Origin of the sequence: Pseudoalteromonas sp. Z1A2 (assembly GCF_011378755.1) — a bacterium.
Taxonomy (GTDB): domain Bacteria; phylum Pseudomonadota; class Gammaproteobacteria; order Enterobacterales; family Alteromonadaceae; genus Pseudoalteromonas; species Pseudoalteromonas distincta.
Genome location: NZ_WTKX01000008.1, coordinates 1 through 13,024, shown reverse-complemented (window position 1 = coordinate 13,024; position 13,024 = coordinate 1). Strand labels below are relative to the sequence as shown.

Here is a 13,024-nt window from a genome sequence, read left to right as displayed (position 1 = left end):
GACCAAGGTTATTGGTCAGGCATGGTGAGGTTAACTCTATTTGTTAAGCCAAGCTGGTAATATTGCAATCGACTCAGGGGCTGTAAATGCCGTACTGGTATCGGCGCTTATATCACCGCCTGCACTGCTTAAAATATTATTAAATCGCATAACCACATTATTTGACTTCTCAGCTACGTATAAATCTGTTCCGGTATACATAATATCAACAGGGTTACCCAGTAGGGTATTTGGACCGCTAATAGTGGTACTTATGTTTACCAAGCCCGATGCAGTTGCTACGTTATTCAATACGTATATTTTGCCATCGTCAGCAACTGCTGCGCTACCAACATCAGAGAGTATTAGCGAGCCACTTAGCGAGTCGTAGTCGATGCCGTGCATGTTGCTTGGTGCTGCTACTGCTGTACCTGCATTTGCTGGCGTTATAAGCCTATCCTCAACTGCAATATTAGTACTACCAGCCATTAGTTTGCTTTTAACTTCGTCAAATACAGCAACGGTTCCATTTGTTAGTGCTACAAAAGCTCGATCAGTGTTTGCATCGTAATCAACATCCCAAGGGCGAGCATCGTTTGCAAACGTAAGCGTCATTAATGGGCTTGCATCCCCTGTGGTGCAAGTTGAAAATATTGAAATGCTTGGAGTATCTGCATTATTTTCTGCAACTAAAATCATACCGCTATCAGAAGCCACATCAAGACCTTTAGGAGATATAAGGCCTGTATTCGAACCAGTAATAATGCTGTCTTGGTTCGTATTATAAGTTTGCCCATCTCTGTTTATTGCCACTTTATTTGAAATAACAATACCGCCAATTGAGGTTGTACTGTTATCGAACGTTGTATAGCTATTACCCGCTTTATCAAAAGTTACACTTTCGATAGTTTGACTTGCATTATAGTTGCCAATTTCTGTGTTAAGTTGTGAACTTAATCGACTAATTTGCCCAGTTGTTTCACCTGCAGTGCCCGGATTACTACTTACAGCAACACCTAGCAGCGCCATATTAGCGGTATCACTATCTGAAATATCAGCCATCTCATTTTGTATACCCAGTTTAGTAATTGACTCAGGTTTAATTGTTGAGGTAACTAAATCAGGAGTGATATCGCCGCTCTCACCTGAAAATATATTGCTGAACACAAGAACAGCATCATTTGATTTTTCAGCTACACGTAAGTCACTACCTTCAAGGCTAATATCAACTGGGTTACCAAGCATTGTTGCTGGACCGGCAATACTTCGTGCAACGCTTACTAAGCCCTCTGCAGTTGAAGCATTATTAATTACAAATAACGAACCATCGGTTGCGTCTGAGGCACTGCCTACATCAGACAAAACAAGTTTATTAGTATTTGAGTCATAAACAATGCCGTGAATATTTACAGATATTTGCGTGCCATCATTATTACTTGGAGTAATTGTGCGGCTTGGCATTGCGGCAAATTCACCACCAACAAAATTATCATAAACGGCTACATCACCATTTGTTAGTGCTACATAAAGGCGGTCGTTAGATTCATCATAATCAACATCCCACGGCGCCGCTTCTGTAATAGTTGTGCCTAAAGGCGCTGCATCGCCCGCGGCTGTAGCGCCAAAAGTCGTTACTTGCATAGCGCCAAAGTCAGCAATAAAAACAAGGCCACTCTTTTGTGCTACAGCTATTCCTTTAGGGTTTACCAGTGTTGTGTTAGTACCTGTTATTTCGCGATCTGTATTAGCTGTATAGGTTGCGCCGTCACTACGATTTGCAAGCTGGCAAATAGTTTTAATACTGCCATTTTCGCTGTCGCTTGCTTGCAATAAATTACCTAAGCTATCAAATGCAACGCCTTCGTTAGCTGTTGTATTAAAGGTTTTTAGTTTAGAGGCGTTTTGGTTAATTAAATCGATAGTGCCTGTATTGCTCTCGCCATTGTTTGCCAAAATTAATGTGGCTGATGCAAAACCAGGGTTGCCATTTGTACCGTCGGTACCGTTTTGTCCATCGGTGCCTGCAATACCATCTACGCCGTTTTCACCATCGTCTGAGCTACAGCCTGTAATGCCGATTAATACTGCAAGTGTTAAAGCTGAAAAACTAAGCGTGTGTTTAAGTGTGTTTTTTTGTGTTGAATGAGTTGTTAAATTAGCTTTATTCATCATTTTTACCTTTTAAATATTCCATCAAATGTAGGTAAATAACGCGCTTGCTCATAAGGCATAGACTAAGCGGCACTGATTATTTACATGTTAACCTCATATCAATAACGGCTATAAAATGAAACTGGATGCAAAAAAGTTAAAATTAAAAACAAAAAAAGGAGCCTTGAGGCTCCTTTTTAATAAACTAAGTAAATAGCTTAAGCGATAAACGCCTTAATAGCGTTTAATATTCCTTGCTCGCCTAATCCCATTTCATCGTGCATTTCATCTTGCGTGCCGTGTTTAATAAACTCATCAGGAATACCTAAGTTAAGGATATTAATATCAGCTTTTTGCGTTGCCAAGTATTCATTAACTGCAGAGCCGGCACCGCCAGCAATCGCGTTATCTTCAAGCGTAACAAAGGTATCGTGGCTAGTAGCAAGCTCATTTAAAAGTGCAGTATCAAGTGGTTTAATAAAACGCATATTAACAAGCGTTGCATCTAATTCGTTAGCTGCAAGCTGGGCGTTTTCAAGTAATGTACCGAACGATAAAATGGCAATTTTACTGCCTTTCTTAATTGTATCTGCCTTACCTATTTCGAGCAGTTGCATAGTGCTTTCAATGTCTGCAGTACCTGCGCTACCTCGAGGGTAACGAACTGCAACAGGGCAGTTTTCTTTATAACCGGTGTATAGCATTTGGCGGCATTCGTTGGTGTCGCTTGGTGCCATAATTACCATATTTGGAATACAGCGCATAAAGCTTAAATCGTACGCACCTTGGTGAGTTTCACCATCGGCTCCAACAATACCAGCGCGGTCAATGGCAAATAATACAGGTAAGTTTTGCAGTGCAACATCATGTATTAATTGGTCATACGCACGTTGTAAAAAGCTCGAGTAAATAGCAACAACAGGTTTTAAACCTTCACAAGCAAAACCAGCTGCTAAAGTAACAGCATGCTGCTCTGCAATGGCCACATCAAAGTATTGATCTGGAAACTCTTTAGAAAAACGTACCATGCCAGAGCCTTCGCGCATTGCTGGCGTAATAGCCATTAACTTGCTGTCTTGCTTTGCCATGTCGCATAACCAATCGCCGAAAACTTTTGAAAAAGTAGCAGCGCTAGGTTTAGATTTAGGCAGGCTAGTTGTGCTCGGATCGAATTTTGGTACACCATGGTAGCCAATAGGATCGGCTTCAGCCGGTTTGTAGCCCTTACCTTTTTGCGTTTTTATATGTAAAAGCTGTGGGCCTTTTAAATTACGCATATTACGCAATGTATCTACAAGCATGTTTACATCGTGACCATCAATTGGGCCTATGTAATTTAGGCCTAATTCTTCAAAGAAGGTCCCCGGGATCATCATGCCCTTAATGTGCTCTTCCATTTTACTGGCAAGTTGCTTTACCGGAGGCACACCTGAGAGTAACTTTTTACTGCCTTCACGAATGTTAGTATAAAAGCTACCTGATAAAATTCGGGCAAAGTGATTTGTTAATGCGCCAACATTTTCTGAAATCGACATTTCGTTATCATTTAAAATAATAAGCATGTCTGATTTTACATCGCCTAAATGATTCATCGCTTCAAATGCCATGCCTGCGGTGATAGCTCCGTCACCAATAATGGCTACAGATTTTCGACCTTTGCCTTCTTTTTGGGCGGCAATAGACATACCTAAGGCAGCTGAAATAGAGGTGCTTGAATGACCTACGCTAAACGTATCGTATTGGCTTTCATCGCGAAAAGGAAAAGGGTGCAAACCGTCTTTTTGGCGAATAGTGTGCATTTGGTCGCGACGACCTGTAAGGATTTTATGTGGATAAGCTTGGTGACCCACATCCCAAACTAGGCGATCGTCTGGAGTGTTATAAACATAATGTAGCGCAACGGTTAGTTCAACCGTCCCTAAACCAGACGCTAGATGACCGCTACTTTGCGATACTGAGTTGAGTAAATAATCGCGCAGCTCATTGCTAAATGCAGGGAGTTTGTCTTGCGCTAAGTCACGCAATTGGGCTGGCTCGTCAACCAAATTAAGTAATGGATACTTGCTACTATCAAGTGTCATGGTTTTATATATATCCTTCGCTAACATTAATTCATTCAAAGCTTTTACGAATAATTAATGTTGAGTAATAATGTCAGTGCTAATTGCAATACGTATGAGCAAAAATTAGTGGTCACGCTCAATTAGGTAATTTGCTAGCGACGCAAGAAGTGTTGTGTCAGCATCTATATTTGCCAACGCTTCATGGGCTTGTTGTATTAAATTTTGCGCCTTTTCTTTAGCGCCTAGCATACCTAATAACGCCGGATATGTCGCTTTATTCGCGGCAATATCGGAGCCTTGTGGTTTACCTAAAGTAACCGTATCGCCTTCAACATCTAAAATGTCGTCGTGTACTTGAAACGCCAGCCCTATAGCATACCCAAAAATGCTTAAATTTTCTAAGGTTTGTTGATCTGCCTTTTCACTGCACAGTGCACCAAGTGTAATTGCACAATTAATTAAAGCTCCGGTTTTTAGCTTATGTGTTCGCTCAAGCTCTTGTACGGTAATTACTTTATCTGTTGCTGCTATGTCAAGACCTTGTCCGCCTACCATGCCCTCAAGGCCTGATGCGTTGGCAAGCGTAGCAATCATTTTTACTTGTGTTTGCGACGAGCATGTAAATTTGTGATTCGCAATAAGCTCAAAGGCGAGTGTTTGTAGGGCATCACCGGCTAAAATTGCATTTGCCTCGCCAAATTCTATATGGCAAGTAGGGCGGCCACGGCGTAAGTCGTCATCGTCCATAGCGGGCAAATCATCATGAACTAGCGAATAGCTATGGATACACTCAATTGCAGCTGCAAGTACATGTAAGTCTTGCTGGTTTGCACCGAGCATTTTACCTGTGGCATAAACTAAAAATGGACGTAATCTTTTACCGCCATTAAATAATCCATACTGGGTGGCGTTCTTGACTGTTTCTTCAGTATCGAGAGGCTGTTTAAAATGCTGTTGTAAGGTCGCTACTACATCTTTTTGAGCACGTTCGATATAATTATTTATGCTCACAGCTATTCCATATCATTATCAAAATTCGTAAGAACTGACTTTTCGCCATTCCCCATCAAAATTGATACTTTTTGTTCTGCTTGCTGTAATTTACCTGATGAAGCACTTGCTAATGCAATTCCACGCTCAAATTGCTTTAACGATTGCTCAAGCGATAAGTCACCTTGTTCCATGTCACTAACGATTGTAGATAATTCTTCTAGTGCTTGTTCGAAACTTAAGTTTTCAGGTTTTTTAGTCGCCATCTTTATTTCAGCTTACATAATAAATTTAGGGGTCAATTTTAGGGGGAATGCTAAACTAGGTCAAAGGATGATATTGGTTTTTTACCTTTATAACGTTAAATTATATTTCAAGTGTATTAATAAAGCCTTAATAGCGGTCTGTAAGTTTAATAAATCAATTGATAATTAGGTAGCCCTTATATCTTGATCTAAAATAGTGCTAAAGGCTGCTTTTTATGTTTATTTATAAAAATGGCTTAAGCAATTCAATATGTTGCCGATAAGCAGTTAATAATAAAAGTTTATGATAAGGCCATTAAGCATGAAACTTCTGGAGGAAATGTGGATTTAGCAACCATAATCGGGATCCTAGGCGCAATTGGCTTAATTGTCATGTCTATGTTTATGAGTAGTAGCGGTGAAATGGCTATGTTTGCCGATGCTCCTTCTAGTGTAATTGTATTTGGTGGTTCACTTTTCATTGTTTTATCAAATTTCACCATGTCGCAGTTTTTGGGTATAGGTAAAGTTGTTGCTAAAGCGTTTATGTTTAAAATTGAAACGCCAGAAGAGCTTATTGAAAAAGCAGTAGAACTTGCTGATTCAGCTCGTAAAGGGGGGTTTTTAGCACTCGAAGAAGCTGAAATCCCAAATCCATTTATGCGCAAAGGCGTCGACATGCTTGTTGATGGCCATGACGCAGATGTTGTTCGCGCCACACTTCAAAAAGATATCTCTTTAACCACTACTCGACATGAAATGGGCGCAGGCTTATTTAAGTCATTAGCCGATATTGCACCAGCAATGGGAATGATTGGTACTCTAATTGGCTTAGTTGCAATGTTATCTAACATGGATGACCCAAAAGCAATTGGCCCGGCAATGGCGGTAGCGCTTTTAACAACTTTATATGGTGCGTTTTTAGCCAATGTTGTGGCAATTCCTATTCAGGTAAAACTTGAACTACGTAAAGACGAAGAGGCTATGAATCAGCGTTTAATTTTAGATGCTATTTTAGGTATACAAGATGGCCAAAATCCAAAAGTAATCGAAGGTATTTTGAAAAATTACTTAGCTGAATCTAAACGCAAAGTAGATACCGAGGAGTAATTATGTCTGATCAAGAGTGCAAATGCCCACCACCAGGCCTACCAGCATGGATGGGAACATTTGCCGATTTAATGTCACTGTTAATGTGCTTTTTTGTACTCTTGCTTGCGTTTTCAGAAATGGATGTACTTAAGTTTAAACAAATTGCGGGCTCTATGAAGTTTGCTTTTGGTGTGCAGAATAAAATTGAAGTAAAAGATATCCCTAAAGGTACCTCTGTTATTGCTATGGAGTTTACCCCAGGCAAACCAGAACCCACTCCAATAGAAACTATTCAACAACAAACAGTAGAAATGACTCAACAAATGTTAGAGTTTCAGGCTGGAGATGAAAGCTCAGCTGGTGGCAGGCAAGAACAACGCGGGGACAAACGTGGTGGCGAATCTCGTAGTACTTCTCAAGAGCAATCGTCAGAGCAAGCAACTTCAGCGGCCGATCAGGAACAAACTAACGAGCTCGTTAAAAAAATCGCGCAGCAGCTTGAAAAGCAAATAATAGATGGTGCAATTGAGCTTGAATCTTTAGGGCAGCAAATAATTATTCGTATTAGAGAGAATGGTTCATTTCCTTCGGGTAGTGCATTTTTACAACCTAAGTTTAAACCCATAATTCAAGATATTGGTGTACTGTTAAAAGATGTACCTGGCGAAATAACTGTATCTGGCCATACCGACGATTTTCAGGTATCGAATGAGCTATATATTAATAATTGGGACTTATCGTCAAAGCGAGCTGTAGCTGTAGCAAGCGAGCTGCAAACGGTGCAAGGGTTTGATAAAAACCGCATGATGGTAGTGGGGCGAGCTGATACTCGTCCACTTGTTCCAAACGATTCAAATGAAGATCGCCGAAGAAACCGTCGAGTAGAAATATCAATCCTGCAAGGTAAGGCTAAAGAGTCTGCTCCTATTGATGTGCGCTAAGTTATTGCTTGTGTTATATTTCACTATGTTTGTTTTTATTTAAGGTACTTAATTGCCTTAAGTATCTTGGCAATTTCGTCATTTTAGCTTACAGTACATTTCCTTAACATATGTAATGGAGTGCCTGTGAAAATAATCAATAAATATTGCGACATGCCGGGTAATGGTGATGGTACTGATGACGATAAAAAAACAAAATAGGGCAGAGTATTTTGCCTGAATGGTTTTTATATGTTGTTAGTATTTTAAGCAAAAGCTGGGTTTTAATGCTAAGTCCGGCTATTTTTATATTTTTTGTATTTAAAGATCGCCTAGCCTTTCGATTTGTATTACTTACCGCAGCTTTTTTCCTCTTTGGTAACCTAACTGCTTCAAGCCTACGAGCGTTTGATGACATTTATATTTATCGTTATTTAGTTTGGGCGATCACAGATATTACTTGGATGGCACTTATAGCTTACTGGGGTATAAAGGATAAAGTTTATTTATGGCAATGTGTTATTGGGCAACTAGTTGTTATTGGCGCACCTATATTACAACTATTCCGATTAGTTGACCGCCATTTGTGGGATTTAGCTTACAGTACCGTTATTTATCAGACCCTAATGCCATTTATCAATATTGCCACGGTGGTTGTATGCTATTTACCTTTAATTATCCTTTTCACTAAGCAAGGTAGTGTAAAGTCAAAAATAGAAAACTCCCCACCTTCAAAATAGCTGTGCTAAACTACTGTTTATATGAACAGTGAGTGAGCGACTCCCATGAAACTCTACATTGCAGAAAAACCTTCACTAGGACGCGCTATTGCTGATGCGTTACCAAAACCACATAAAAAACACGATGGCTATATAGAAGTCGCTAACGGAGATTGTGTCTCGTGGTGTATAGGGCATTTACTAGAACAAGCAGAGCCCGATGATTACGATGAGCGCTTTAAAAAGTGGCAGTTTGATCACTTACCTATAATACCTGAGCAGTGGAAGTTAAAAGCCAAAACCAAAACTCGCAAACAGCTCACTGTTTTAAAAAAATTAATTAAACAAGCCTCGCAACTTATTCACGCTGGCGATCCAGACCGTGAAGGCCAGCTTCTGGTCGACCAAGTAATAGAAGAAGCTAAAATAAGTCAGGCTAAAAAGCAGAGTACGCAACGTTTACTCATTAGTGATTTAAACTTATCGGCGGTAAAGAAATCATTGGGCGCAATGCGTTCTAATCGAGATTTTATTCCGTTAAGTGTATCTGCTTTAGCGCGCTCTCGTGCTGATTGGCTATTTGGTATGAATTTAACACGTGCATACACACTAGCTGGGCAAAAAGCAGGGTTTGGTAATGTGCTTTCGGTAGGGCGAGTGCAAACCCCTATTTTAGGTCTTGTTGTTAATAGAGATAACGAAATAGCGAACTTTGTATCTAAGCCTTTTTACGATGTATTGGCGCATTTGCTTACTCCAGATAATCAACCATTCATAGCTAAGTGGGTTCCAAGCAAAGCATGTGAGCCACATCAAGATGAAGAAGGGCGAATACTTAACAAAGCTCTTGCAGAAAATGTTGCTTCACGTATTACAAAGCAAAGTGCTGAGCTTACTTTACTCGACCAAAAACAAAAAAAGCAAAGTGCTCCATTACCTTATAATTTATCTGCTCTGCAAATAGATGCTGCTAAAGCATTTGGTATGCCAGCTCAAAAAGTATTGGATATTTGCCAAATACTTTACGAACGTCATAAACTAATTACTTACCCACGCTCAGATAATCGTTATTTACCTAAAGATCACCATCAAGAAGCATCTGCTATTTTAAAGGCAATAAGTGCAAATGGGGGGCAAAGCAGTGAATTAGTAAACGGGGCAGATGTGAAAAAGCGTAGTAAATGTTTTAACGATTCAAAAGTAGCTGCCCATCATGCCATTGTGCCTACGGCTAAGCAGTTAAAGTCAGCGAGTTTGAGCGGTGACGAAGTAAAAGTATATCAATTAATAAGCCGTCATTACTTAATTCAGTTTTATCCCGACTATATATATAACGAAACTAAAGCTGAGGTAATTATTGCTGGTGGGCTTTTTAAGGCAAATGCAAAGCAAGATGTAAGCTTGGGTTTTAAGGTGTTAATGGGTAAATCTGAATTAAAAGATGAAGCCTCGCTACCTCCTTTAACAAAAGGTATGCCTCTTTTTTGTGATAAAGGCGAAGTAGTCGAAAAGCATACATCACCCCCAGCTTATTTTACCGATGCTACATTATTGGCTGCGATGACGGGCATTAGCCGTTATGTTAAAGATCCACAAATTAAAAAAGTATTAAAAGACACTGATGGTTTAGGTACGGAGGCAACACGTGCGGGAATAATCGAGTTGCTATTTAAGCGGCGTTTTTTAAAACGTGAAGGTAAGTCAATTAGAGCGACCGAAACGGGACTTGCTCTTATTAGCGTATTACCACAAGGTTTAGCGAGTCCTGATTTAACCGCAAAGTGGGAGTCGAGCTTAGGTGATATTGCACAGCAGGCAATGAGTTATCAGCAATTTTTACAGCCTTTACTTGCTGACCTAAATGGGTTTGTTCAATTAGCAGCAAACTGCGATAGCAATGCATTTGCGAAGTTACCAAAAACCTCACCTAAAAAACGTTTTGCTAAACGAGGTGGAAAAGCGACCTTTAAAAAGTCGAGTTATAAAAAAAGCTCTGTTGCTAGTTAGCAACAGAGCTTTTTTATTAAACGATATTACTCAACCTGAACTCTGTTTGAGATAGATTTATTATCCAGAATTCAGGTTACTTATTAAATAAAGCAACAGCAGCGTTACTCATTGCTTTTATTCCAGTAGGAATAGCAACTTTATAATCTGGTGTAAATTTACTAGAGTGTAGAGAAGGGAGTACCTCACCTGTTTTTATTGAATCTGCATATTGTGCTTGGTTTACGCCTCCTAGCCAAAAGAGGGTGATAGGGATATTTTCATCGGTGCGCCCGTATAGGCCAAAATCTTCACCCGCCATTACAGCTTGTGTTTCAAGTACATTAGTATCGCCAATTGCGCTGGCAATAGAGTTTCTAACAATGTCTGTTTGTGCAGGGTTATTATAAGTAGATGGAATCGATTCATCTTCATGTACATATATTACAGGGTAGTTAGATTCATTTAAGCCAGCACTTTGTGCAATACCTGCGGTGATTCGTTTTATTGCTGCTATTTGAGCGCTTCTTACATCGGGGTTATAGCTTCTAAGAGTGAGTTGTAGTTTTACTTCATCCGAAATCACATTATGTTTTGAGCCACCATGAATAGACCCCACTGTAATCACAGAAGGCTCAAGCGGTGAAAGCTCTCGGCTTGTGATTGTTTGCAAAGCAAGTACAGTGCGTGCAGCTATAACCACTGGGTCTATAGTTGTATGAGGGTAAGCACCATGACCACCTTTACCTTTAATTGTAATATCGACAGAATCTACACTTGCCATCGTGTATTCATTTTTCATTGATACCTTACCAGCGGGGACGCTAGCGCTTACATGTAAAGCAATTATATGATCAGGTTTTGCATATTTACTAAATAGTCCTTCGCTTAACATCGCTTTAGCACCCCCACCTACTTCTTCTGCAGGCTGTGCAACCATCATTAATGTACCTTGCCACTGTTTTTTATGAGCAATTAACTGCTCTGCAGTTCCAATAAAAGAGCTCATGTGGATATCGTGGCCACAGCCGTGCATTACACCTACTTTTGCACCGTGCTCGTCTATTACTTTGACTTTTGAGGCATAGGATTTTCCTGTTTGCTCAATAATAGGTAAGCCATCAGTATCAGTGCGGATCATTACTGTCGGCCCCTCACCATTTTTATAAATACCAACTACTCCAAAGCCACCTACATTACTTGTTACTTTAAAACCCAGCTGAGTTAATCTATCTGCTATCTTTTTACCTGTTTTTTGTTCGTGATAAGAAAGCTCTGGGGATTGGTGTAAGTCGAGGTAAAACTTTTCAATAGCTGGCATGGCTTTGCTTAAATTCAAATCGAGTCCATTTGCTTGTACTAATGGGCTTGCTAATAAAAGTATTGCACTTAGGTAAGTTAATTTCATATTTTCCCTTATTGTTGAATATGTATACCGAGTGATTTAGGTATATGACTTGTAATTATTATGTTCACCACCATATAAAAACCTAAATAGACGAATATGGCAATCAATTCAATGAGCAACATAGTTAGTATTAATGCGCAAAACCTTCAACAAGTACTCGGTGAAACATCACAACAAAAATTGGTGTTGCTTAACTTTTTCTCTCCTCAAAGTCCTGACTGCATTGGACAGGCTGCAATTTTAGATAAAGTAGCAGCAGAATATGCAAGCTATATAGTAGTGGCAAACTTAGATTGCGATGCAGAACAAGCACTCGCTTCTCAACTTGCGCAACAAGTTGGTCTGCAAACACTGCCTACGCTTGTATTATTAAAAGACTCCGCACCAGTAGATTTACTTGCAGGTGTTCAAAGCGAAGCGCAAATACGCGAAGCCCTAGCAAAGCATTTACCTGCGCAACAAGACTTACTGTTAGAACAAGCAAAGCAAGCGTTATTAAAGTCAGATTTAAATGCTGCATTTAATTATGCAAAGCAAGCTTATGAAATAGACAGCGGTAATGCACGTATCAAGTTAGTGCTAGCAGACATATGTATTCAAATTCACAAGGTAGATGAAGCGCAAGCGCTTATAAATACAATAGATGCACAAGAGCAAGATGCTTACTTTAATAATATAAAAGCAAAATGCGAAGCCGCGCTTGAAGCAAAAGATTCACCAGAGATTAAAGAAAAGCAACAACAAGTAGAAAAGTATCCAAATGACTTAGAATTAAAAGAAGAGCTCAGTATTTTACTTAATGAAGCAGGCAGAAAAGAAGAAGCATTGGATGTACTGTTTACAGTTCTACAAAAAGATCTGAACTTCAACGAAGCAAAACCAAGCTTTTTAGCCATTATTGCCTCTTTACCTGATGGCGACGCACTCGCAGCTAAGTATCGTCGCAAGTTATATAGTATTTTATACTAGGGTCTGTTGCTCTTTGCGGATTAAAATTTGTTCAAACTAGGGGGTGTTTAATCGCGGCGCGAGATTTGTAACCTAGTGGGCTAAGTAAAAACCGAGTAACAAAGAGTAAATAGCCCCTAGGAAGAACCCTTTGGGCAGCGCCTGTTTGGCATTAATGCTACGTTATCGCCTATTTATGGGGAGTAACCACACTATATAGGCTCTGCCTTGCCTGAATACCAAACAGGCTGCTGCAAATTTAACCTTGAAAGATAAACAGACCCTAGATTCTAATAACTATTACTTTTGAGAAGCACCTACATAAGGTGCTTTTTGCATTTTTAAGGTTTTAATTAATAGCTTTAGTATGGTTTAGCTATGTAAAAAAAGAGTTATCAACAGGGTTTTGTGAGTAACTTGTGCTTATCGTGTGTGCTTGCTTGGGGCTTAATTTTAATTACTATTTTATGCAAATAACGCTTGCGTAAAATCCGCCGCTCCCTATAATGCGACCCCACTGAGA

General features: G+C 39.7%; 10 protein-coding genes. 5 read left to right on the top strand and 5 right to left on the bottom strand.

From position 1 onward, the window contains the following. Positions 1–36: 36 nt before the first annotated feature. The 4 genes from GQR47_RS07600 to GQR47_RS07585 all read right to left on the bottom strand — a co-directional run bounded on the left by GQR47_RS07600 (position 37) and on the right by GQR47_RS07585 (position 5,449). Positions 37–2,148 (bottom strand): hypothetical protein, encoded by a 2,112-nt coding sequence (locus GQR47_RS07600; RefSeq protein WP_154903652.1) that lies wholly within the window; start codon positions 2,146–2,148, stop codon positions 37–39. A 200-nt stretch (positions 2,149–2,348) separates the two neighbouring features. Beyond that, complete coding sequence (gene dxs, locus GQR47_RS07595) at positions 2,349–4,211, bottom strand: 1-deoxy-D-xylulose-5-phosphate synthase (protein WP_024603572.1); 1,863 nt, start codon at positions 4,209–4,211, stop codon at positions 2,349–2,351. A 105-nt stretch (positions 4,212–4,316) separates the two neighbouring features. Beyond that, positions 4,317–5,204 carry a (2E,6E)-farnesyl diphosphate synthase gene (gene ispA / locus GQR47_RS07590; protein WP_165723701.1) on the bottom strand — a complete coding sequence of 296 codons (888 nt, stop codon included), beginning with the start codon at positions 5,202–5,204 and terminating at the stop codon, positions 4,317–4,319. A 2-nt stretch (positions 5,205–5,206) separates the two neighbouring features. Then, positions 5,207–5,449 carry an exodeoxyribonuclease VII small subunit gene (locus GQR47_RS07585; protein ID WP_002961738.1) on the bottom strand — a complete coding sequence of 81 codons (243 nt, stop codon included), beginning with the start codon at positions 5,447–5,449 and terminating at the stop codon, positions 5,207–5,209. Between the two features lie 321 nt (positions 5,450–5,770). Between GQR47_RS07585 and pomA the strand changes: the two genes are divergently transcribed. The 4 genes from pomA to GQR47_RS07565 all read left to right on the top strand — a co-directional run bounded on the left by pomA (position 5,771) and on the right by GQR47_RS07565 (position 10,166). Further along, a complete protein-coding gene (pomA, locus tag GQR47_RS07580; RefSeq protein WP_024597197.1) occupies positions 5,771–6,538 on the top strand; it encodes a flagellar motor protein PomA in 768 nt (255 codons plus the stop codon). Between the two features lie 2 nt (positions 6,539–6,540). After that, the gene (locus GQR47_RS07575) at positions 6,541–7,461 is read left to right on the top strand and encodes a flagellar motor protein MotB (RefSeq protein WP_024597196.1); all 921 of its coding nucleotides are present in this window, start codon (positions 6,541–6,543) and stop codon (positions 7,459–7,461) included. A gap of 212 nt (positions 7,462–7,673) precedes the next feature. Then, positions 7,674–8,180: a hypothetical protein gene (locus tag GQR47_RS07570; protein ID WP_024597195.1), complete on the top strand. Its 507-nt coding sequence runs from the start codon at positions 7,674–7,676 to the stop codon at positions 8,178–8,180. Positions 8,181–8,225: 45 nt separating this feature from the next. After that, a complete protein-coding gene (locus tag GQR47_RS07565; protein ID WP_024603571.1) occupies positions 8,226–10,166 on the top strand; it encodes a DNA topoisomerase III in 1,941 nt (646 codons plus the stop codon). A gap of 76 nt (positions 10,167–10,242) precedes the next feature. On the opposite strand, the gene GQR47_RS07560 is transcribed toward GQR47_RS07565, so the two are convergent. After that, on the bottom strand, positions 10,243–11,553 hold the full coding sequence (locus GQR47_RS07560) for an amidohydrolase (RefSeq protein WP_024597193.1): 1,311 nt from the start codon (positions 11,551–11,553) through the stop codon (positions 10,243–10,245). Between the two features lie 111 nt (positions 11,554–11,664). Between GQR47_RS07560 and GQR47_RS07555 the strand changes: the two genes are divergently transcribed. Then, positions 11,665–12,522, top strand: coding sequence for a tetratricopeptide repeat protein (locus GQR47_RS07555; protein ID WP_024597192.1), 858 nt, complete (start codon positions 11,665–11,667; stop codon positions 12,520–12,522). Positions 12,523–13,024 lie beyond the last annotated feature (502 nt).

Coding starts and splice junctions, on each gene's coding strand:
- GQR47_RS07600 (WP_154903652.1), bottom strand. CDS start 2,148: ATGAATAAAGCTAATTTAACAACTCATTCAACACAAAAAAACACACTT.
- dxs (WP_024603572.1), bottom strand. CDS start 4,211: ATGACACTTGATAGTAGCAAGTATCCATTACTTAATTTGGTTGACGAG.
- GQR47_RS07585 (WP_002961738.1), bottom strand. CDS start 5,449: ATGGCGACTAAAAAACCTGAAAACTTAAGTTTCGAACAAGCACTAGAA.
- GQR47_RS07575 (WP_024597196.1), top strand. CDS start 6,541: ATGTCTGATCAAGAGTGCAAATGCCCACCACCAGGCCTACCAGCATGG.
- GQR47_RS07565 (WP_024603571.1), top strand. CDS start 8,226: ATGAAACTCTACATTGCAGAAAAACCTTCACTAGGACGCGCTATTGCT.
- GQR47_RS07560 (WP_024597193.1), bottom strand. CDS start 11,553: ATGAAATTAACTTACCTAAGTGCAATACTTTTATTAGCAAGCCCATTA.
- GQR47_RS07555 (WP_024597192.1), top strand. CDS start 11,665: ATGAGCAACATAGTTAGTATTAATGCGCAAAACCTTCAACAAGTACTC.